This is a genomic window from Micromonospora pisi, from assembly GCF_003633685.1.
GTDB lineage: Bacteria > Actinomycetota > Actinomycetes > Mycobacteriales > Micromonosporaceae > Micromonospora_G > Micromonospora_G pisi.
Genome location: NZ_RBKT01000001.1, coordinates 7,071,426 through 7,093,211 on the forward strand (window position 1 = coordinate 7,071,426; position 21,786 = coordinate 7,093,211).

17 protein-coding genes and 2 pseudogenes are annotated in these 21,786 nt (G+C 66.4%); 9 read left to right on the top strand and 10 right to left on the bottom strand.

Annotated elements, in window-relative coordinates:
* The first annotated feature begins 26 nt into the window (after window positions 1-26).
* Window positions 27-212, top strand: a complete 186-nt coding sequence (locus BDK92_RS30620; protein ID WP_147457164.1) for a hypothetical protein — start codon at window positions 27-29, stop codon at window positions 210-212.
* A gap of 40 nt (window positions 213-252) precedes the next feature.
* Here BDK92_RS30620 and BDK92_RS30625 read toward each other — a convergent pair whose 3' ends face one another.
* The 5 genes from BDK92_RS30625 to BDK92_RS38615 all read right to left on the bottom strand — a co-directional run bounded on the left by BDK92_RS30625 (window position 253) and on the right by BDK92_RS38615 (window position 3,944).
* Window positions 253-1,089, bottom strand: a complete 837-nt coding sequence (locus BDK92_RS30625) for an IS5 family transposase (RefSeq protein ID WP_121159878.1) — start codon at window positions 1,087-1,089, stop codon at window positions 253-255.
* 295 nt (window positions 1,090-1,384) lie between these two features.
* Window positions 1,385-2,290: an IS3 family transposase gene (locus BDK92_RS30630; protein ID WP_121159879.1), complete on the bottom strand. Its 906-nt coding sequence runs from the start codon at window positions 2,288-2,290 to the stop codon at window positions 1,385-1,387.
* Window positions 2,287-2,580: a transposase gene (locus BDK92_RS30635; RefSeq protein ID WP_170208738.1), complete on the bottom strand. Its 294-nt coding sequence runs from the start codon at window positions 2,578-2,580 to the stop codon at window positions 2,287-2,289. The genes BDK92_RS30630 and BDK92_RS30635 overlap by 4 nt, the downstream gene beginning before the upstream one ends.
* A 178-nt stretch (window positions 2,581-2,758) precedes the next feature.
* Window positions 2,759-3,109, bottom strand: a complete 351-nt coding sequence (locus tag BDK92_RS30640; RefSeq protein ID WP_147457165.1) for a hypothetical protein — start codon at window positions 3,107-3,109, stop codon at window positions 2,759-2,761.
* Window positions 3,110-3,518: 409 nt separating this feature from the next.
* The gene (locus BDK92_RS38615) at window positions 3,519-3,944 is read right to left on the bottom strand and encodes a hypothetical protein (RefSeq protein ID WP_147457166.1); all 426 of its coding nucleotides are present in this window, start codon (window positions 3,942-3,944) and stop codon (window positions 3,519-3,521) included.
* A 785-nt stretch (window positions 3,945-4,729) separates the two neighbouring features.
* On the opposite strand from BDK92_RS38615, the gene BDK92_RS30650 reads away from it, so the two are divergent.
* Window positions 4,730-5,110, top strand: a complete 381-nt coding sequence (locus BDK92_RS30650; RefSeq protein WP_121159883.1) for a hypothetical protein — start codon at window positions 4,730-4,732, stop codon at window positions 5,108-5,110.
* A gap of 322 nt (window positions 5,111-5,432) precedes the next feature.
* Window positions 5,433-7,709 (top strand): AAA family ATPase, encoded by a 2,277-nt coding sequence (locus tag BDK92_RS30655; RefSeq protein ID WP_121159884.1) that lies wholly within the window; start codon window positions 5,433-5,435, stop codon window positions 7,707-7,709.
* Window positions 7,710-7,730: 21 nt separating this feature from the next.
* On the opposite strand, the pseudogene BDK92_RS41300 reads toward BDK92_RS30655, so the two are convergent.
* Both BDK92_RS41300 and BDK92_RS30665 read right to left on the bottom strand, forming a co-directional pair.
* Window positions 7,731-7,922 (bottom strand): annotated as a pseudogene (locus BDK92_RS41300) (transposase); the annotation flags it as partial.
* A 790-nt stretch (window positions 7,923-8,712) separates the two neighbouring features.
* The gene (locus BDK92_RS30665; RefSeq protein WP_121159886.1) at window positions 8,713-10,281 is read right to left on the bottom strand and encodes an ISL3 family transposase; all 1,569 of its coding nucleotides are present in this window, start codon (window positions 10,279-10,281) and stop codon (window positions 8,713-8,715) included.
* A 436-nt stretch (window positions 10,282-10,717) separates the two neighbouring features.
* Here BDK92_RS30665 and BDK92_RS30670 point away from each other — a divergent pair, with 436 nt between their 5' ends.
* Entirely contained in the window at window positions 10,718-11,962 is a 1,245-nt protein-coding gene (locus BDK92_RS30670) for an IS110 family RNA-guided transposase (RefSeq protein ID WP_425462200.1), read from the top strand.
* 25 nt (window positions 11,963-11,987) lie between these two features.
* On the opposite strand, the gene BDK92_RS30675 is transcribed toward BDK92_RS30670, so the two are convergent.
* Window positions 11,988-13,151, bottom strand: a complete 1,164-nt coding sequence (locus BDK92_RS30675; RefSeq protein ID WP_121161597.1) for an IS110 family RNA-guided transposase — start codon at window positions 13,149-13,151, stop codon at window positions 11,988-11,990.
* 1,035 nt (window positions 13,152-14,186) lie between these two features.
* Between BDK92_RS30675 and BDK92_RS30680 the strand changes: the two genes are divergently transcribed.
* Genes BDK92_RS30680 through BDK92_RS30690 form a run of 3 tightly spaced genes read left to right on the top strand, consistent with a single transcriptional unit; the run spans window position 14,187 to window position 18,380 of the window.
* Window positions 14,187-15,386 (top strand): EfeM/EfeO family lipoprotein, encoded by a 1,200-nt coding sequence (locus tag BDK92_RS30680; RefSeq protein WP_121159887.1) that lies wholly within the window; start codon window positions 14,187-14,189, stop codon window positions 15,384-15,386.
* Complete coding sequence (gene efeB / locus BDK92_RS30685; RefSeq protein ID WP_121159888.1) at window positions 15,383-16,639, top strand: iron uptake transporter deferrochelatase/peroxidase subunit; 1,257 nt, start codon at window positions 15,383-15,385, stop codon at window positions 16,637-16,639. The genes BDK92_RS30680 and efeB overlap by 4 nt, the downstream gene beginning before the upstream one ends.
* A 34-nt stretch (window positions 16,640-16,673) precedes the next feature.
* A complete protein-coding gene (locus BDK92_RS30690) occupies window positions 16,674-18,380 on the top strand; it encodes a phospholipase C (RefSeq protein ID WP_121159889.1) in 1,707 nt (568 codons plus the stop codon).
* An 86-nt stretch (window positions 18,381-18,466) separates the two neighbouring features.
* Here BDK92_RS30690 and BDK92_RS30695 read toward each other — a convergent pair.
* Window positions 18,467-19,180 (bottom strand): annotated as a pseudogene (locus BDK92_RS30695) (IS256 family transposase); the annotation flags it as partial.
* A gap of 90 nt (window positions 19,181-19,270) precedes the next feature.
* Here BDK92_RS30695 and BDK92_RS30700 point away from each other — a divergent pair.
* Both BDK92_RS30700 and BDK92_RS39785 read left to right on the top strand, forming a co-directional pair.
* A complete protein-coding gene (locus BDK92_RS30700) occupies window positions 19,271-20,530 on the top strand; it encodes an ISL3 family transposase (RefSeq protein WP_211349417.1) in 1,260 nt (419 codons plus the stop codon).
* Window positions 20,460-20,822, top strand: a complete 363-nt coding sequence (locus BDK92_RS39785) for a transposase (RefSeq protein WP_211349418.1) — start codon at window positions 20,460-20,462, stop codon at window positions 20,820-20,822. The genes BDK92_RS30700 and BDK92_RS39785 overlap by 71 nt, the downstream gene beginning before the upstream one ends.
* Window positions 20,823-20,828: 6 nt before the next feature.
* Here BDK92_RS39785 and BDK92_RS30705 read toward each other — a convergent pair whose 3' ends face one another.
* Window positions 20,829-21,533 carry a reverse transcriptase/maturase family protein gene (locus BDK92_RS30705; protein WP_246017334.1) on the bottom strand — a complete coding sequence of 235 codons (705 nt, stop codon included), beginning with the start codon at window positions 21,531-21,533 and terminating at the stop codon, window positions 20,829-20,831.
* Window positions 21,534-21,786 lie beyond the last annotated feature (253 nt).

The window sequence follows — 21,786 nt, forward strand, 5'->3', positions numbered from 1 at the left end:
GGGGTTCGGAGTGGGGCGAGCAGATCGTGGTGCTGTTGATGCTGGTTGACCGGCGGCCCGGGGTGGAGCAGGAATCGGATGCCTGGTACGTGAGTGCCTCTCTGTCGGACCGTTCCCTGTTCACGGTTCTCTACGATCGGCATGCGCCGGCCCTGTACCGGTACGCCCGTGGCCGCGTGGGTGTCGATGTCGTAGACGACGTGGCGTTCTGAGAGGGCGTCTAATTCACGAATTTTGTGAGTGATGCCGTCTTCAGTCGTCTCGCCAGGTTGGGGTGGTTTCGGCGGTGACGCGTTTGGTCAGGTTGTCGATCATCGCGATGCGGATCATGCTGGCGGAGTTGTCGGGCAGGGCTTCGTAGTCGCGGGCCAGGCGCCGGTGGAGCATGAGCCAGCCGAGGGTGCGTTCGACGACCCAACGGCGTTTGACCAGTGAGAACCCCTTGATGCGCGAGTCTTTGGTGACGACTTCGACGTCGACGCCGAGGGCGGCGCCATGTTCGATCACCTTGTTCCTGAAGCCGGCGTCGACCCAGGTCTTCGACAGGCCGGGGTGGGCGGCTTTGGCTTGGTCGAGCAGGTTGATGCCGATGGTGTTGTCGCTGGCGCTGGCGGCGGTGACGACGACCGCGAGGAGTAGGCCGAGGGTGTCGGTGACGATGCCGCGTTTGCGTCCGACGATCTTCTTGCCGGCGTCGGTGCCCTGCGTGGGCAGGGGTGCGTTGGTGGAGGTCTTCACGCTCTGGGTGTCGATCACGCGGGCGGTCGGCTGCGCGGCGCGTCCGGCCTTGGTGCGGGCCAGTCCGGTGAGGTCGTAGTTGAGCTGGGTGGAGATGCTGTCGCCTGTCCAGGTCGCGAAGTACCAGTAGACGGTTTGCCATGGTGGGAGGTCGTGGGGCAGGTAGCGCCAGGCGATGCCGGTGCGGTTGACGTAGAGGATTCCGTTGAAGATTTCTCGGAGGTCGTGGGTGGCGGTTCGTCCGCGGACTCCGGCGTCGGTGCGGGCCTGGCGCCCGGCGGTCAGCCGGGGCTCGATCAGGGCCCAGCGGGCGTCGGACAGGTCGGAAGGGTAGGCGGGTCGCTTGGTCACGCAATCGGTCCACTGTGGATGGACGGGAATGGAGCGCACACCAAGTCCGACGATTACTCAACTTCTTGAATCAGACACGTCCCGTGGGACGAAGCTGGCATTTTGATGCGGCGTGAACCGGGCCGAATGGCGTCTATAGTCGCAATATGGCCGCCCGATCGGCCCAGCACTCGGCCCGGCCAAGCCGGGTCAACCCATCCCGGACCTGATTAAAACGCCCTCTAAGATCAACTATCGAGAGCGCGACATCGGTCACGCCGATCAGGTCTCCGCCGCTCGACCATTGAAGTGACCCCTATTGGCCGGACACCTCGATGTCTGTCAGGGACTCTCGGTGGACTTTTTCGTAGGTGTCGGGGCTGACGTTACCCAGACGACTGTGCCGGCGGCGAGGGTTGTAGAAGCCCTCGATGTAGGAGAACACCTCCATCTCCAACTCGTGTCGGCTGGGCCAGGCGCGGGTGTAGACCAGTTCGGTTTTCAAGGTCGCGAAGAACGTCTCGGCGAGGGCGTTGTCGTAGCAGTCGGCGACTGAACCCATGGAGGCCGGGACGCCGCAGGAACGCAGGGTCCGGCCGAACTCGAAGGACGTGTACTGGGTCCCGCGATCCGAGTGATGAATGACCTGATCGCGGGCGGGTCGGCGGTGCTGGATAGCCATGCCGACCGCGTCGAGGATCAGTTCGGTGCGCAGGTGGTCGGCCATGGCCCAGCCGACGACCCGGCGGGAGTAGGCGTCGACGACCACCGCGAGGTAAAGGAATCCTTCCCAGGTGCGCAGGTAGGAGATGTCGCCGACCCACAGCCGGTTCGGGGCGATGGCGGTGAACTGTCGCTGGACCAGGTCCGGTGCGGTCGCCGTGGACGCGGCCCTGCGGCGAGGCTTGCCGCGTCGCCGGCGGTGGGCTCCCTCGATGTCGGCCAGGCGCATCAGCCTCGCTACCGCCTTGCGGTTCCACCGGTGGCCGCGTTCGTGCAGTTCGACGGTGAGTCGGCGGGCGCCGTAAAACGCCGCAGTGTTCAGACCAGGCACCTCGGCCCGGTGCTGGTCGTGGCGTTCCCGGTCGGCGGCACGTTGCCGGCCGGCGCGCAGCCACTGGTAGTAGGCGCTGTGGCCGACGCCGAGGAGGCGGCAGAGTAGACGGACCGGGTAGCTGGTCTTCTCGGCGTCGATGAACCGGTACACGTCGGTCCGGTTCACCGCTCCGTCTCGCGTGCGAAGAAGACCGCGGCTTTTTTCAAGATCTCCTTCTCCAACTCCAACTGGGCGACCTGACGACGCAGCCGCAGGAGCTCGGCCCGCTCGTCAGCGGCCAGGTCACTGGGCCGGCCGCCATCACGTTCCTGCCGCAGCCGGTCGACCCAGTTACGCAACGTCTCGTGGTTGACGCCCAACTCTCGGCCCACGTCCCGGATCGTGCGACCGGAGTCGAGCACCAACGCCGCAGCCTGGCGGCGGAACTCCTCGGGGTACTTGCTCTGTCGAGCCACAGCGATTTCCTCCTCCTCGGCAGGATGCCAAGTCAGGAGGTGCCCGGTCTCAGGGGGTCACTTCAAACCGGGCCTCGTCCGTAAACGCCTGATCCGCATGGTGAATCCCCTCCAACCACGGGGGTGGAGGGGCTTCACACGGACCTTTGTGACGGCTGTCTGCGTCGTGCCGCTCAGATCACAGCCAGCCTGAGCACCTGCGGTCGGTGTTGGCGTCGCTGGTGCACAGCTTGGGGTAGACGTTGCTGGTAACGGAGACTTCGTACCAAAAGCTGATTGAGAGGTCACCGTTGCCTCCCGTCACCTCGTCAATCTCCTCACCACTCGCGCCGGTGCCCGGGTGCTGGAGCCACAGTTCGGCGCGGCGTCCGTCGGTGGCGGTGTCCTCAAGCCAGTAGTCGACCCAGGTACCACTGACAGCGTCCCAGCACATCGAAAAATGGAGGTAGGCGCCTGAGATGGTTGCCGATCCGTCACGGCAGCCGGCGGCAGGTGCGGCAGCGGCTGGCGTGGAAGACACCGTCAGCATCGCCCCAGCCACCAGTACGGCTGCGGCAGTGGAAGCGAGCCCACGACCGATAGAACGCACAGCGGAAAATCTGCCCATAACGTCTCCCAAAGGTGATCTGCAATCAACGCAACAAAATTGGTGGGTGTTTCAGTGACAAATGACCCGCCGCACGCCGCCCACTACGGCGACCTGAATTCATGGCTCGCCAAGGAGCCTCGGTAGCCGTCGCGACGAACATCTAAGCGGACTTTCCGCCCGCTGACACGTCACCCAGTCAGACGGTTGCCGTCGGGGCTCATCGCGTTCCGAACGCCGCCCTGACGCCTCATCAACGGGCACCAGGGCGACGATCGTCGCGACTTCGGAACCAGGGTGAGATTGCCCCCGGGGGCGTATTCACCACGCCACTCGCGGGCCGCCCCTCAGATCACAGCCAGCCGGTGCACCTGCGGTCGGTATTGGCATCACTGGTGCACAGCTTGGGATAAACGTTGCTGGTTGCACTGCCGTTGAACCACCACGCCTCCGACCAGTCGCCGGCACCTCCAGTGACCTCGTCAACCTCCACCCCGCTCGAGCCGCTGCCGGGGTACTGGAGGTAAAGCTCCGCGCGGCGTCCGTCGGCGGCGGTGTCCTCGAGCCAGTAATCGACCATCGTCCCGGACGAGTCCCAACACATGGAGAATTGCAGGTAGGCGCCCGAGATGCTTGCCGATCCGTCACGGCAGCCAGCGGCAGTGGCCGCAGCGGCTGGCGCGGAAGAAACCGTCAGCATCGCCCCAGCCACCAGTACGGCTGCGGCAGTGGAACCGAATCCACGACCGATAGAACGCACAGCGGAAAACTTATTCATAACGCCTCCCCTAGTAGTGACTAACACTGACACGAGACTATGGATGGCGCTATCAAAATGTCTAGACGATCATTTGCCACATTGGGGTCGAAATCGAACAAAAGCACCGCATCTTGATTGCGTACGGAATTGAGCCGGTCGCAAATCCGCAGCGTGTCCCACGTTTGACTACCGTCTTCAATTGTCCGGGACAGATCCGTACGGTTTCGTACACCATGATGCCTTGTTCGGGATGAGTGGTGATGATTGGCTCGCCCCATGTCGGCCAAAAGAGCGGCGCGCCCAGCTTTCGTCGTGGCCCTGGTGGCCTTCTTCGTCCTGCTCACCGCGCGCCGGCTGCAGCGACCATCGCGACTCCGGCCGGACCGCCGCCTGACGTGGCAAACTGCCTGAACGCTCCACCTCCCCCCCCTCCAGTTCGCCGTCACCGGCCCAGGTCTGCTTCCGGGCCTATGGTGACCAGATCTGGGTCTATGACCGCGACACGCCCTAGGCGGCCATCGGCATCTGGGAGAACCAGCTCTACTACGACGGGGCGTGGAACGGTTACCGCAGCGGCGACTGCCAGAACCTCGAGGGCGAGGGTGAATGGGGCGTGTGCAACTACGACTTCTACGAGGACAGCACGACCCACCTTTACGGTGATCAAGGCAGTCGGGTGCGGTTCCGGGCATGCGGCGCCTGGGGCTGTTCCGGATGGTCGTCCTGGTGGCGTAACAACAACTAGCCACTTCCACTTCGCGGCGCCGTCCGAAGAGAGAGCATCTATTTGAAGGGAACAAATCATGATGCGCACATTGTGGCAACGGGGGGCCGTGGTGGCGGCGGCATGCATTCTGGGGGCCGGGGCGTCGGTAGTCACCGTTCAGCCCGCTCAGGCAGCGTGCAGTTGGACCATCTCGACGCCGGTCAAGAGCGGCGGCAGGGCGGTCACCACGGGCACCACCGCAGGCTGCGGCGCCTCATCCGGCTGGGAAACGCAGCTCTACGTCTGGAACGGCGCGAGCTGGGAGTTGTTGAACTACGTCAGCTTCAGCGGTAACACGAGCCGCTCCACCAGTCACACCTGCTCGGGTACGGGTAGCGAGACTTTCAAGGGCGCGATCTACAACGCCTCCACCGGCGCGTCCAAGACGTCGACGACAACGCTGGCCTGCGGCGTCTGATCCCGGCACCGACGCGATGCGCACCAGGAGGGTGGCCGCGGCTTACCCGGCCGATCGCTCTGGTCAGCAAAACGTCCTCATGAGCATCCGACTTGCCACGGTTGTGAGTTGAATCGAGCCAGTTAAACTCCTCAGCGTGCAAGATCGAGCACCTGTGCCCAGCAAGGCAACCACCCCAGAGGAATACGTGGGAGCGCTCCGCCAGCTGAAAGCCTGGTCGGGGCGCTCCTTCCGTGATCTGGCACGTCTGGCCCGGGAGAGAGGACGGTTCCTGCCCGCGAGCACCCTGAGTTCGGCGCTCCAACGACCAACCCTGCCGTCGATGGACCTCGTCATCGCTGTCGCCGAGGCGTGCGAGCTGACGCCGGACGAGGTGGCTGAGTGGGTGCGCCTGCGCCGTCAGCTGGCTCGGCTGGAAGCCGAGGGGGAGCCGGCCGTCGTCGCTCCCGTTGACACGGGCCTGGTCACACCGTACCTGCTGCCAAGCGGGCCGACCTCGTTCGTCGGGCGGAAGGCGGAACTGGCCCGAGCCGGCCGGATCCTGCTGGCCGGCGGGCAGAGCGCGCGTACGGTACTGATCACCGGCCCTGCCGGCGTCGGAAAAACCACCCTCGCGGTCCGGCTGGCGCAACTGGCCGTCGAACAGTTTCCGGACGGACAACTGTTCGCTGATCTGCGTGGCCCGCAGCCCCAGTCGGGCAACTCCTGGCACGTTCTCGGTGTCTTCCTGCGCACACTCGGCGTCAACAGCCACTCTGTTCCCGCCGCGCTCGAAGACCGCATCAACCTTTACCGCAGCCTGCTCGCGCAGCGAAGCGTACTCATCGTTCTCGACAATGCCGCCGCAGGTCGGGACCTCCAGGGACTCATCGTCTCGGGGCCGAGGACCGCCACCATCATCACCAGCCGGAGTGTCCTACCCGGGCTGGACGGCTACCGGGTCCCGCTGAGAATGCTCAGCGAGGCGGAGGCACTGGAGATGGTCAGGTGCATAATCGGCGAGGAGCGGGTCTCCCAGGAACAACCCTCCGCGTTCCAGATCGTCAACCGTTGCGCCCGCCTGCCGCTGGCGGTGTGGATCGCCGCAGCGCGCCTGGCAGCCCGACCGGACATGCCCCTGAGCGCCCTGGCCAGGGCTCTTGCCGACGAGCATCGAAAGCTCGACGAACTCACGGTCGGCGATGTGGCGGTACGTGCCAGCATCGAGCTGACGTATGCGGCACTATCCAGACCTCAGCAGGAGGCGCTGTCCTATCTGGCGCAGCTCAACACCGTCGACGTCGCCCCGTGGGCACTGGCGGCCCTGATGGACGTCTCACCAGCTGACGCGGCGAAGCTTCTCGAAGACCTGGTGGAGCTGCACCTGCTACGGGTGCGTTACACCGAAGGCGCCTCACCGCGCTACCAAATGCATGACCTGGTCTCGGCGTTCTCGCGCGACAGGGCCACACAGATCCTCACGCCGGCCGAGACGGAGCGGGGAAGGCTGCGGATGCTCGGCGGGGCGCTGGGCCTGGCGTGCGCCGCCGGCAACCGTATCAACACCGACTTCGACGAGGTGCCATTCGCCGCCCCTCCCTGGTCATTCAGCGCTCAAACGCGTGACGCGGTCCTGAACGATCCGCTCGCCTGGTTCAGGGACGAGTACGGATTCCTCAAGGCGCTCGCCGAAGACATGCTCCCGTCCGCACCACTGCCCGCAGCTGGTCTGATAGTGGCTCTCGCGCCATTCATGCAACTCTCGGGTTACTTCGACGACTGGCTGCACCTGCACGCGGGTGCGCTGGTTCAGGCACCCAGCGGCCCGATCGGGGCCAGCCTGCGGCGAAACCTGGGTGAACTGTCGACGATCGTGGACGACTACCCGGCGGCAGAACGCTATTACCACGCGTCGATCGCGATGCTTGATCCCGCCGACGAGGCCCGCCTCGCCAGTACCTCAGCCGGGCTGGCCTACCTGTACCGGTTGCAGAGCAAGTACGCCGAGGCGGAAGAGTTCTTCGGCAAGGCGATCAACCTGGCGGGCAGTGCCGGCAATGACAACTGCCTCATCTATGCGACCACCGGTCTCGGGGTCACGCTGATGGAACAGGGCCGTCTCGGTGAGGCAGCGACAATGTTCGACAAAAGCCTGTGGCGCAGCGAGGCCACGGGTTACCTGCCGGGGCAGGCGCAGGCGTGGCGCTGCCTCGGGCAGATCAGCCGGCTGCGGGGGGACTACGCCGCAGCCGAGCGGCGCTACCGGAACGCCGAGCGCATCAGCCTGTCCCTGGGCGACCAGCTGACCGCCACCCACGCCGCGTGCTGGCTCGGCGATGTCCTCATCAAACAGGGCAGAGCGGTCGAGGGCCGGCGCGTTCTGGCCGAATGTCTCTGGATCTACCGAGCCGCAGCCAACCGCTGGGGGGAAGCGGCCGCCTTACACTGCCTGGCCGAAGCTCAGTTATTGGCTGGGAGACCGGATCTCGCACAACGGCGCGCCCAGGCGGCAGTCTCTATCTGGACCGAGATTCATTCGCCCTACTGGCTGGCCATGGCCAAGACCACCCTCCGAAGAGCCAGGCAGAGACTGGAGCAGTCCGACTCGGTGAGTGATTGAGATGGGTGCCACCGGCAACTGCCGCCACGAATACCCTGTTCGCATCACGTACAGGATCCTGTCGACCACGTGCCGACGCGGATGCTTTCGCACCCTGCCCGGTTCCTTGGTCAACGGCAACAACAGCTCGATGACCGTCTCGATGCAGACCGCCGTGGTGATCTGCTCCCTGGTCTTCGTCGTCGGTACCGCTGCGCAGAACTTCGTCATCATCGACCTGGAGTCCGTGCACGGCGGCTGGCGGGGCGTTCGGAGGCGGACGCCCAGTCGCAGGCACCCGGTATCCTCCTCGGCTTCCGTATTGTCTGCAGCCTGTATTTCGTGGGAAACGCCGTCGGGTTGTTTGCCGTCGCGGGCATGCCTGAGTCTTCTGGGTCGCGATACTCGTCAACGCGACGCAGGCAGCCGGCGTGGTCGTCATTCCGCACGAGGTCTTCGGGGTCACAAAAGACCGATTCGGTACGGCAGGACCGCTGCCCTCGCTCGTCGCCGACGGTGGAGCGGTGCTCCTCGCGCTGATCCTGCTTGCATCACTTGCGGTGTACCGGACTCCGTGGGCCCGAGGCGTCGGCGTACCCGAAGTTGCACGTCGCGGCCCTCGCCGAGGGTGGCAGCCACGCGATCATCGGCGCCGTGCTGGGGCCCCTGCCGTATCCGGGAACGCACCCTGGCACCTGACCTGACCTGACCTGACCTGTGCGGTGCAACCCGACATGTTGGTCTTGGCCGACGCCGGATTGTTCTCCTGCGACCTGTTCAACCGCTACGCCGACACCGGCGCGCCTGGGCCACCAGGTACGCCGACGCAGTCGATGACGCCCAGGAGCGGTTCGAGGCGAGCAGACGTTCGCCCCAACCCATCAGCTCGGCGTCACCGGTGAAAGCGTCCAACCCACCGGTGTGATTGAGCGGCGACCATAGTAAGGCCGCCGAACGCACGAACCTGTCAACGGCGGCTGAAGTCTGGCTCTGGCACACATTTTGTGACTGATCTTCGGGTGGTTCATGGGGTGGCTAGGACGCGTTTGCGGAGGAGGTCGAGGTTCGCGCGGCCGTACATCTGTCGCTTGATCGTTTTGATGCGGTTGACCTGGCCTTCGACCGGGCCCGAGCTCCAGGGTTGGGTGAGGCCGGCGACGACGGCGTCGCGGTCGCTGACCAGACCGGCGGCGAAGCCGCGTAACTCTGGATATCCGGCGTGCCGGGCGCGGTTGATCCAGGCGTTGAGGTGTTGTCCGGTGCCTTGGTGGCGGACCAGTGCGGCGAACCCGCGGGCGAGGTCGGCGATGGTGTCGAGGTCCGGGCAACGACTGCAGGCGTCGGCGAGGTCGGTGTGGTCGTCCTCGGTGAGTTTGTGTCCGGGGCGCATGATCCAGGCGGTGATCCGCTGGGCCGATGGCACCGGGACAGTTATGGCGGTGGGTCGGGTGCGGTTCGTGGTGAGCCAGTCGTGCAGCACGCGCAGGCTGCCGTGATAGCCGCAGGCCACGATCTCGGCATGCAGGTCAGCTGTTTCGTGGACGCCGTCGGTGAGGCGTTGCCGCAGGTAGGGGTGGAATGGGGCGAGGACGCTGGGTCGGCTGCTGGCGTTCGGGCCGATCAACGTCTCGGCGGTGGCGGCGCGGGCGTACTTGTGGGCGGTTCTGACGTTCATGTCGAGGCGGCGGGTGGTCGCGCTGATCGATAGCCCTTCGGCCCCCAGGGCATGCACGGCGGCGTGGCGTTGGCGAGTGTTGGCCGCGCGGCGTCCCGTCGTGACCGGCTCGACCGTGGGCGGCGTGGCCAGGACGGGTATCGGATCGGTGTGCGTGCGTAGGCAGCGGCGGTGCCCACGGATGACCTTCTCGATGGTGTCGCTGAGGTTCTTGAGCAGGTGCCACCGGTCGGCGACCTGAATCGCGTCAGGTGCTCCCTTGCGGGCGCCGTCGGCGTAGCCGCCGCCGCGGTCGCGGCAGATGATCTGGACTCCGGGGTGCTCGCGCAGCCAGGCGGCGAGGGTGTCTGCGGTGCGGTCGGGTAGGACGTCGATCGGCCGGCGAGAGTGCATGTCGATCAGCACGGTGCCGTATCGGTGCCCACGGCGTCGGGCGAAGTCGTCCACGCCCAGCACCGTCGGCGTCACCGGTGGCGGGTCGGGCATCCGCCGGATCATCCGGATCAACGTCATCCGGGACACCGACACCGTCAACCGATGCGCCAACCGGCTGCCCGGTCGGCCGCCCAGCGCCACCGCGACTGCTTCCAGGTCACCCGCCGCCAGGACCGTGTGACGGGCATGTCGACGGGTCAGCCCAGGCACCTGCTCGACAAACGTCCGCCGCCGGCACCCGCTGTTGACGCAGGCGAATCGGCGGACCGTCAGCGCGAGCAGCACCTCATGGCCTCCCAACCTGACATCGGCCAACCGCCGAACATATCGACCATGCATGGTGGACGACCAGGTGCCGCAAGCGCCGCACGGCATTTGCACCGTCTGTGTCGCCGCGTCGATCCTGACCCCGACGCCCCGCACCACCACCGCTTCCAGCCGCAACCCCACCAGATGCGGAAGCAACGCCGAGATGATCTCCACCCGCGCACTCAACCCGAACTACCGACGAACGCGACTCACAAAATGTGTGCCAGAGCCAGTCGTCAGACGTCGACTACCGCTTCTTCGTACGGCCTGTTCGTCCGCCGCGGCGATGACCGGCCGCGCACAACTGCCGCTGTCCGTGCGCGCTACCCTCAGCCAGCACCGTGCCGCTCCGTCTTGACCTCTGGCGTCGATCCACGTCCGGATCTGGCTCCCGTTACGTTCTTGGAGCCCTCGTGTTGGGGGTGTAGGCCAGCGGTTTCGGCATGACTCATGGCTCCTGTCGTCATGATCTCAGAGGTGGTGTCACCGGGACCGCAGGGCGTTCGTGACCGCTTATAGGGACCTGGCCGGTGCAGTGTGGAGGCCTTTGTAGCGTGGCTGCCGGCGCGTCGTCCGCGGCTGGCCTACCCACCGTGACAAGGAGCGCCTGTTGACCAAGTCCCATGACATCAGCCCCGGCGGGGGCCGCGGATTCGAGATCTTCTGCGGCGTTGACGTAGCCCGGGAAACCCACTACGCGGTGGCTCTCGACCGTGACGGGCGGCGGCTGGTCGAGCGTGCGCTGCCTAACGACGAGCCCGCCCTGCGGGCGCTGTTCGCCGAGCTGGCGGAGCACGGCCGGCTGCTCATGGTCGTCGACCAGCCCGCGTCGATCGGGGCGTTGGCGATCGCGGTCGCCCGCAGCATGAACATCGAGGTCGGCTACCTTCCTGGGTTGGCGATGCGACGCATCGCAGACCTGTATCCCGGTGAGGGCAAGACTGACGCGCGAGACGCATTCGTCATCGCCGACGCCGCCCGGACTTTGCCGCACACCCTGCGGCGGGTCGGCCCGGACGAAGAGACCGTGACCGCCTTGGGTGTGCTTGCCGGCTACGACGCCGACCTCGCCGCCGAGGCGACCCGGCTGACCAACCGGCTGCACGACGCCTTGCTACACGTTCATCCAGCCCTGGAACGGTTACTCGGCAAGCACTTCCGTCGCCGCGGTGTGCTGGAACTACTCACCGCGGCAGGGACTCCGCAGCAGCTTTGCGCACTCGACGAGGACGCGTTGCGTCAAGCGCTGGCACCACGGTCACGGCGTCTCGCGCTGACCCTGCCGGCGCAGATCCACACCGCGTTGGAACAGCAGAGCGTCGTCATCCCCGCCACCGTGCAGTACGGGCGGGTGATCAGCGGTGTCGCCGCCCAACTGCTGGCGGTCCTGGACGAGCGGGTGTCTGTCGCCCACGACCTGGACACCCTTCTGAAGGAGCACCCCCTCGTCGAGGTGCTCATCTCGATGCCCGGCGTCGGAGCCAGAACCGCGGTCGCGCTGCTGCTAACCCTCGGCGACGGCAGCACGTTCCGTACTTCCGGACACCTCGCTGCTTATGCCGGACTGGCGCCCGTCACCCGCCAGTCCGGACGCACCATCCGTAGCGAACGCCAGCCCCAGCGCGGGAACCGGGCACTCAAACAAGCCCTGTACCTGTCCGCGTTCGCCAGCCTGAAGCACCCTGACAGCCGCGCCTACTACGACCGGAAACGCGCCGAGGGCAAGAACCACACCTCAGCGCTTCTCTGCCTCGCCCGACGCCGCACCGACGTCCTCTACGCCATGGTCCGCGACCGCACCCCCTACCAACCCACCGTCCCGTCGAACGACGACGGCACCACAACAACGGCTTGACACGCGTCATAGGGACACCTCTGTGTCAAGAGGCGGCGAGGAACGGTGTTCTAGGCTGGGTGTTGGCGGGTCCGGGAAGTGACTGTTCCGAAGTGCCGGCTGTCGGGATTGAGCTGGCCGCGCTGGATTGAAGTGTCGCTCCCACTTGTCCTCCCGGACCCGTCTCTCCTGCTCCAGCATCCTTGATCATCTGCTTGTAGACCAGGTCGGAAAGTCGCCGTTTCAGGGCCCTCATCGCTTCCATCGACGTCTTCCCGGCAGCGAGTTTGCGCCGGTAGTAGTCCCGGCCTTCGGTGTCGTTGCGGAGCTGGACGATGGCCATGATGTGCAGAACCCGGTTGATGCGGCGGTTCCCTGCCCGAGACAGGCGGTGGCGTTGCTGGTCGCCGGAGGACGCGTCGATGGGGGCGGTGCCGTTCCAGGAGGCGAAGTGCCCGCGGCTGGCGAACCGGTGGATGTCACCGACGTCGCCGATCAGTCGGGCGGCGCCCGACGGGCCGATACCGTTGAGCCCCAGAAGGTTGCTGCCGGTCGCCTCGACGAGTTCGGTCAGCTGCGTGTTCGCGGCTTTGATCTTCTTGTCGATGCTCGCGAGTTCGGTGATGAGTTCGGAGGCGAGCTGACGGCGGGTGCGCCCGACGATGTCGCGGGGCCGCACGGTGTTGAGCAGGGCACGGGCCTGCGGCGCGGATAGGAACTTCTTCGCCCCGCCCGGCAGGAGTTCCAGGAGCAGTTGGTGCAGCCGGTTGATGGTGTCCGTGCGTGACCGGCCGAGGTTGTCGCGTCGGTCGACCAGCAGCCGCAGCGCGACACCGGCGTCGTCGACGGTGACCTGCCGCAACCCCTCGGTGCGCAGCGCGACCACAGCCACGGAGTGCGCGTCGACGGGGTCGGTCTTACGGCCTTGACCGGTGGCGAACATCCGGGCCCGGGCAGAGAGTTTCGCGGGGACATCGACAACGGTCTCGCCGTCGGCAACGAGGCGTTGAGCGATGTGCCGGCCGATGCCGTTGCAGCCCTCGACCGCCCAGAGACGTTCCTTGTACTGTCGGCCGAGGGCGAGCATCGCCTGGTAGCCGTCAGTGTCGGTGCCGAACCGGCCCTGGGCCAGGACTTTTTCGCGGTCGTTGACGACCTCGATGGTCGCGGACCGTTTGTGGGGGTCCATGCCGATGATCACGCGTGCCATGTTGTCCTCCTCGATCATGCCGAGTTGATGTCGGCGAGGAGGGCAGCGCTACTTCGAGCTGGGCAAACCCCTCTTGAGCCTCTCCGCGCCACGGTGACCGGCGGGCGCATGCCAGATGAGAGCCACACCAAACTGCGGTGGGCAGCCGATGAGAGAGCTATCCCGCCGGTCACCTCGACCAAGCCTGGCCGGGCTGCGGTCGTAGGTCCAGTTAACAAGTAGCCGATGAGCGGATTGCGCCGTCTGGCTCTGCGATGATCGGTAGCGTCCGTCGATGCTCAGTTGCGGGACTCGGAGATACGAATCGAGATGGTGCGTCGGCGCACGTGGCGTGAGCGGATGCGCGGCGATTTCCGAAAACAGGTGATCCTTCCTCCCCCTGCCACGCTCCTGGTTACTGCGCGACCCAAAATCGATAGAAGTGCGCTCCTCGATACGCCGCTCCCGTCGTTGGTCATTGCGATACGGGTGGCCGTCCTCGAGCTTCGGTTCAGCGTCAACAAGAAGCATCGCTAGGTCGTCCAGATGTGTCCACTGGGCCGGCCCAGCCTGGCGCGACCAATTGTGACGCTGCCCAAGTAGCATGCCTTCCAGCGAGTCGAGTCGGAGGCAGCTGACCTCGGCAAACCGCCGACCAACACGGTCGCCGATGCACCGTGCTTCCCGTCGCGTGACCGCTTCATCCGCGTCACCGGTGGGGGGTTCTGTGCGGTCCGCGGGATCCGACTCATCAGAAGGCGTGATTGGCGACAGACTGAACACCAGAGCACCGATCAGTGCGCAACCGGTCGTCGCGTCACAAACCGTCGTGTACCCAACTGGTAAGCAACGCCCAATTTCGTTTCGGCGTCGGTGAACTACCGGTGAACCCTCTGGGAAAGCTCTCACGGAGAGTGGCTCCGGTCCGAGGCGTTCACCTAGGGTTAATTTCGTTCCTCAAGCCCCAGTTGAAAGTTCCGTTCCACGAGCCCTACTTGAAAGAAATTCCCTGTGCCTTTTCCCGCTTTTGTGCTGCCGAAGAGGTCACGGCTTCTGGTGATCCCGGCCGTGATCGTGGCGAGCGTGCTCCTCACGCTGCTCGCATTCTTCGCGTCCCGGGCGGCTGGCGTAGGACAGACACGGGCGGCTGGCGCCGGACGAGCGCCGTCAACGGCGGGAGCGATCGCGGTCGTCAACGGGTTCGACGCGTGTGGTGAGGGATGGACGGGCCCGGCCACCGGCGGAGCCTTCGACTTCGCTGTGTCGAACTCCACCATCGCCGGCGAAGCGATCTATCTCGAGGGAGCCGACGACCATAAGGTGTACGCCGAGGCCGAGGGCCTCGGACCGAGTACCGTATACCATCTGAAGGTTACCCTCGCCGACGGACGGTACCGCTTCGTCTGCATACCGACCGGCAACGATCCCATCGCCGGGCCCGTGGTCACGGTGCACGATGCCCCCGCCGGGCTCGTCCTCACCCCCGGCATCCAGGTCGTGACCCGCGCCGACCTGCTCCCCGCTGCCCGCGCGTATAACGCGTGGGTCCGCGCCCGCGTGACGGGGTTGGCGACCGACGCACGCCGGCTCAACACGGCGATCACGGGCGGCGACCGGGGTGCCTCCCAAGCGGCCTGGTTGACCGCCCAGCAGGACTACTCCCGGCTGGGCGCCGCCTACGGCGCCTTCGGCGATCTGGCCGACGCCATTGACGGGGATCCGGCCCCCGGCACCACGGCGCTCGATGACCCCGACCTACACGGGCTACGCAGGATCGAAGGACTGCTGTGGAGCGGCCGACCGGTCACCGACGCCGCGCCTGCCGCCCGGCAGCTCACCACGGACGTCGGGTCCCTCGACGCGACGCTCGCCACGACCCCGGTCAACGCTATCGATCTCGGCCTACGCTCGCACGAGATCCTCGAGGACGCCATCCAGTTCACCCTGACCGGCGCGGACGACGGCGGTTCGCATACTGGTCTGGCCGTGATCGCAGCCGACATCGACGCGACGCGCGCCGTGCTCGACCCGATCCGGCCCCTCGTCGCACCGCGCTATCCCGAACTGAGAGACACCGAAGCGTGGCTGACCCGCAGCGCCGCGCTCGTCGCCTCCTACGCGACCGGGAGCACGTGGCGCCCCCTGGATTCGCTGGACCGTGCCCAGCGCGAGGCGCTCGACGCTGATCTCGAGCGCACCGTCGAACTGCTCGCCCCGGTCGCTTCGATCACCGACCCGAGGGTGGCGGACCGATGAGCGGGAACGAACCCACCCGGATCGTCGGGCGGCGCGGATTCCTCGGCGCCGGTATCGGCGCGGCCGCGGTCGCCGCCGGTATCGGCACGGCCGCGAGCGGCGTCGGCCGTGGCACGGCGAACGTGACCCCCGAGAAAAGCCCGCCCGCGCCCCGCCGGTTCGCCTTCCACGGCGCCCACCAGCAGGGCATCATCACCCCGCCCCAGGCCGCGTCGGCCTTCCTCGCGCTCGACGTCACGGCGGCGAACCGCTCCGAGCTGCAGGAACTGTTCCAGTCGATCACCGCACGCGCACGGTTTCTCACCGCTGGTGGTGCGCCGGAGACCGTCGGCATCACGGCGCCGCCGTCGGATTCCGGCGTCGTCGGACCCGAGGTCGGGCCCGACGGGCTCACCGTCACGCTGTCAGTGGGCGCGAGCCTCTTCGACCACCGCTACGGGCTGGGCGAGCGGATCCCCGCAAGGCTGCGCACGATGCCGGACTTCCCCAACGACGCGCTGCGTCGCGATGTCTGCGACGGGGACCTCATGCTGCAGCTGCGCGCCGACCACGCCGACACGGTGATCCACGCGATGCGCGACATCACCCGGGCCGCGCGCGGTGGGGTGCAGGTCCGATGGCGAATGGACGGGTTCATCTCCCCGCCTCGCCCGAGCGGCACGCCGCGCAACCTCATGGGATTCAAGGACGGCACCGCGAACCCGGACATCGACGACCCGGCGCAGATGGCCCGACTGGTCTGGGCCGCGACCGATGGGAGCGAGCCTGCCTGGACCGCGGGCGGCAGCTACCACGTCGTCCGGCTCATCCGCATGCTCGTCGAGTTCTGGGATCGTGTCTCACTGCGCGAGCAGGAGAACATGATCGGGCGCTCGCGCGACGTCGGCGCACCCCTGACCGGCGTCCGGGAGACGGACGCGCCGGATTATCTGAACGATCCGAACGGCGACGCGATCCCCACCGGCGCGCACATCCGGCTCGCGAACCCGCGCACGCCCACGACCGACTCCTCGCGGCTGCTCCGCCGTGGCTACAACTACGACGCGGGCCTGGACGCCAACGGCCAGCTCGACATGGGCCTTATCTTCACGACCTTCAACCAGGATCTCGAGCGGCAGTTCGCCACCGTGCAACGGCGGCTGGTCGACGAGGCCCTGACCGACTACATCTCCCCGTTCGGCGGCGGCTACTACTTCGCGCTGCCCGGCGCCCAGGACGAGCACGACTGGCTCGGCCGCACCCTCATGAGCTGACCTCTCCAGAAAGTCAAGTGGAAGGAACCACGTAATGCCGCTCGTCCGTCCCCTAGGTGCCGCCGCCGCGGTCGCCGCGCTAGCCGCAGCGGTCGCGATCGGCGGCGTGTATACCGCCGAGACATCGGTGAACGCCGCGCCCAAGGCCGACAACTCCGCCAAAACGGCGACCCCGATCAAGCACGTCGTGGTGATCTACGACGAGAACAACTCGTTCGACCATTACTTCGGCACCTACCCGCACGCGGCCAACACCGACGGCACAACGTTCAAGGCCGTGCCCGGCACGCCAATCCCGAACAACTACATCTCCCACCCGGAGCTGCTCACCAAGAACCCGAACGCCTTCAACCCGCAGCGTCTGGACGCGGCACACGCGCTCACCTGCGACCAGAGCCACTCCTACGGCAGCGAGCAGAAGGCCTTCGATGGCGGTCTGATGGACCGTTTCGTCGAGGAGACCGAGACCAGCAGTTGCAGCCCCTCCACCCTGTACGGCACCGACGGCATCGTCATGGACTACTACGACGGCAACACCGTGACGGCGCTGTGGAACCTCGCCCAGAACTACTCGATGAGCGACAACAGCTTCAGCACCGGCTTCGGCCCGTCGACGCCGGGTGCCCTCAACCTGGTCTCGGGCAACACGTCCGGCGCGCTCACCGTCAACTCCGTTACGGGAAACCCGACCTCGACGACGACCAGCACCGTGACGAGTGACCCTGACCCGTACTACGACGACTGCGCCGACAACAACCACACCAAAACCAGCAACCTCATCAAGATGACCGGCAAAAACATCGGCGACCTGCTCAACCAGCGCCGCGTCAGCTGGGGCTGGTTCCAGGACGGCTTCACGCCGACCACGACCGCGGCCAACAGCCCGACCGGCTACGCCGTCTGCGGCGCCCAGGTGCCGATCACGGCCGAGAACGCGAACTTCCCGCTCGGTGCCTACGTGCCGCACCACGCGCCGTTCGCGTACTACCAGTCGACCTCGAACCCGCACCACCTGCTGCCCGCCTCGCTCGATGAGGTCGGTCACGACGGTCAGGCCAACCACAACTACGACGTGAGCTACTTCTACCAGGCGCTGGCCGCCAACAAGCTCCCCGCGGTCTCCTTCGTGAAGGCGGCGGCCGCCCAGGATGGACACCCTGGCAGCTCCAACCCGGTCGACGAGCAGATCTCCCTGGTCAAGGAGATCAACGCGATCGAGGCGTCGCCCGAGTGGGCCGACACCGCGATCGTGCTCGCCTATGACGACTCCGACGGCTGGTACGACCACGTGGTCGCCCCGATCACCAACGGCAGCGCCGCCGCCGGCAACTCCGCGATCTGCACCAATGCCGCGATTCTCGACATCGGCGGCGAGCAGAACCGATGCGGCCCGGGCCCCCGCCAGCCGCTCCTGGTGATCTCGCCGTTCGCGAAGAAGAACTTCATCGACCACACCCTGACCACCCAGTCGTCGATCCTGAAGCTCATCGAGGACAACTGGAGCACCGGCCAGATCGGCGGCGTCTCGGCGGACGCCTCCGCGGGAACTCTGAACAACATGTTCGACTTCAAGGCTCCCCCGGGGCAGGCGACCCGCCTGACCCTTGCCGCCAACGGCACCGTCGCGTCGGTCATCAAGGTGCACGGGCACGGACAACCCCCGGCACCCGGGTGCGGCGACTCCCCGGACCCCGGCAAGCCCGGCCCCGGTGAGGCCGCGCCCCCACAGCCGGGCTGCTGACCCTCAGGTCCGAAAGGGGCGGGACCGGCTTCGGCCAGCCCGCCCCTTTGGGCCTGTCTCGTGAAGGGTGTTTCCGGCGATCTTGGTTAGTAGGTTTCAGCGGTTGGGAAGCGGTCGTTGAAGGTGATGGCGAAGGCGTTCAACGCGGGTTTCCACCGCATCGCCCACCGCGTCCTGCCGGTCCCGGTCGGGTCCAACGATCGGGTCACCAGGTACAGACACTTCAACGCCGCCTGCTCGTTCGGGAAGTGCCCCCGGGCCTTGACCGCCCGCCGGTAGCGGGCGTTCAACGACTCGATCGCGTTCGTCGAGCAGATCACCTTCCGGATCTCGAGGTCGTAGTCGAGGAACGGGATGAACTCCGCCCAGGCGTTGTCCCACAACCGGATCACGGCCGGGTGGCGCCCGCCCCACTTCTCCGCCAGGTCGTCGAACGCGGCCCAGGCCGCGGTCGCGTTGACCGCGGTGTAGATCGGCTTGACGTCCCGCTTCAACTCGTCCCAGCACCTGCGTGACGTCAACCGGAACGTGTTACGGATCAAGTGAATGATGCACGTCTGCACGATCGTGCGGGGCCACACGTTCGTGACGACCTCCGGCAGCCCTTTCAACCCGTCGCAGACGAGGAAGAACACGTCCTTGATACCCCGGTTACGCAGGTCGGTCAGCACGCTCATCCAGAACTTCGCACCCTCACCACCGGTCCCGGCCCACAACCCGAGAACGTCCTTGTCCCCGTCGAGGGTGACCCCGATCGCGGCGTAGAACGGCCGGTTGCTCACCTGCCCATCCCTGACCTTGGCTCTGTCGCTGATCTTGTGATGTGGACGGTTCCGTCCCGCTCGTCGTTACTTCGTTGATCATGTCCAGCGTGTTCGCTTGGGGAGCGGTTGCTGCCGCATCTGTCCGGTCTGTCGATCGAGGTGGTTGAGCAGCGTGACGGCATGGTGGTGTTGTCGGGCCGGATCCGGGCGACGACCGCGCGGTGCGGTCGGTGTCGGCAACCGTCAAGCCGGATTCATGGGCGCTATCAGCGGCGGTTGCGTGACGTCGCTGTAGCTGGGATGGCCTTGGTGCTGCAGGTGCAGGTTCGGCGATTCCGCTGCGACAACACCGGTTGCCCGGCGAAGACCTTCGTCGAACAGGTCGAAGGGGTGACCACGCCGCATGCGCGGTTAACGGCGGGCCCGAAAGTCACGCTGACGCAGATCGGTCTCGCGTTAGCCGGCCGGGCCGGTTCCCGCCTCGCTGTGGTCATCGGATCTGCCGCAGGCCGTGACACGCTGTTGCGACTGGTCAAGGCTTTGCCCGATCCACCGCAGGCCCCGATCACGGTGCTCGGCGTCGATGACTTCGCGTTCCGGCGAGGGCGCCACTACGGCACCGTTCTCATCGACATGGCCAGCCACCGGCCCGTGGACATGTTCGACGGCCGTGACGGTGACAGCCTCGCCGCTTGGCTGCGGCAACACCCCGAGATCGAGGTGATCTGCCGGGACCGCGCCGGTGGATATGGTGAAGGCGCCCGCCTGGGTGCGCCGAACGCAGTACAGGTCGCGGACCGGTTCCACCTCTGGCAGAACTTGGGCCAGGCGGTCGAGAAGACCGTCAACGCGTATCGGTCCCGGCTCGCCTCGCCGGCCCCACCGCCCGCCGACGACACCATGCCCGCCCAACTGCGGCAACTACCCGAGCTCAAGATCGTTACCCGGCTTCGTGAGCACCACGCCGCCGTCCACGAACTGGCCTCTCAAGGGTGGAACAAATCAGCGATCGCCCGCAAACTCGGCCTTCACCACGCCACCGTCCGCAAATACCTCAACGCCGCCACCGCCGCCGAGTTGACCGTCGTGTCCGAGCAACGCGCACCTGGTCGACGACTACGTCGCCTACCTGCACCAGCGTTGGAACGAAGGCGAACGCAACGCCACCCAACTGTTCCGCGAAATCAAACACCAGGGCTATCCCGGCGGCGAGCTCGTTGTCCAGCGCTACCTGCGCCGCTTTCGCCGCGGCCGAGGCCACGCCCCGGACCCGGGTCCGAAACCACCATCAGTGCGCCAGGTGACCTCATGGATCATGACCCATCCCGACCACCTCGATCCCCGCGGCGCGATCAAGCTGCGCGATGTCCGCAGCCGCGACCGTGATCTGAACCGGCTGGTCAAACACGTTCGAGCTTTCGCGGTCATGATGACCGGCCGCCCCGGCGACCGCCTCGAGGAATGGATCACCGCTATCGAACACGACCCCCTCACACCGCTGGCGGGATTCGCCCGCAACCTGCGCCGCGACCTCGACGCGGTCCGCAACGGCCTTACCCTGGCGCACAGCTCCGGAGCGGTCGAAGGCAACATCAACCGCCTCAAGATGATCAAACGCCAAATGTTCGGCCGCGCCAGTCTCGACCTGCTCCGCAAACGCGTCCTACTCACGCACTGACCTACTTCACACAACCGGCGACCGAGCCCTTATGTGCACCACCCGGGTCTTGGCCTGCGACAGCCGCAGACCCAGCGGGGCGAGTACTTCAGCGATGTCTTCGCGCAGATTCTCCACGTCGTCTCGGCTGCCGTGCACGAGTACGACGAAGTCGTCCGCGTAGCGGACGATCCGCCAGGTCGGCAGGCCCTTGCCGCGACGAGCGTGACGGCGGTAGAGAGTGCCCATCGTCCCGTCCGGCTTCCACGGCGCCATCACGTGCTCGTCGAGCGCGCTCAGCGCGATGTTGGCCAGTAGCGGTGACAGGATCCCTCCCTGCGGGGTGCCGGTGTTGGGGTTTTCCCGGGGCAGGCGTAGCACCAGGATGCGTATCGTGTGCACGGTCCGTGGCCGGCCCGGGCGTTTTGGTCGAGATCGTGTCGCGTGATGGCGTGCGAGCAGGTCGCGGTGCCAACGCAGTACGGTGTCCGGGCGTACCAGCATCTGCAATCCGCGCAGCACGTGCCGCGGCAACCGGTGCAGCAGAGCGGCCAGGAACGCCCGATCGCTCGGCTGAAACAGCGGTCGCTGTTCGCCCGGTTGCCGCTGCAGGATCGTGATCTGGTGACGTAACGCCAGGATCTCAGCATCCTTGTTCCGGTCGCTCGTCCGCAGGAGGCGCAGCATCGTGGGCGCGTTCGTCACGCCCAGGTACGTGAGTCGAAGCAGCACGGATGATTATGTTGCCGTAGCGAGCGACGGCCTGTGTAGCGCGTCCGGCTCAGGTGGCAGCCGTCGAGGTCCTGGGATGATGAGACAGCTCTCTCACCTGCTCGGATGGAGATTTCGGCAAGCGCAACCTTGAGGACGGTGCGTGTTCATCAGCAAGTCCGGTACCTGGGGGCGCGGTCCGTCTGGTTCTGCTCGAGGATCCGGCGGAGAGCCGCAAGCCGCTGGAGGAGTTGGCCAGGAAGGTCGCCGGCCG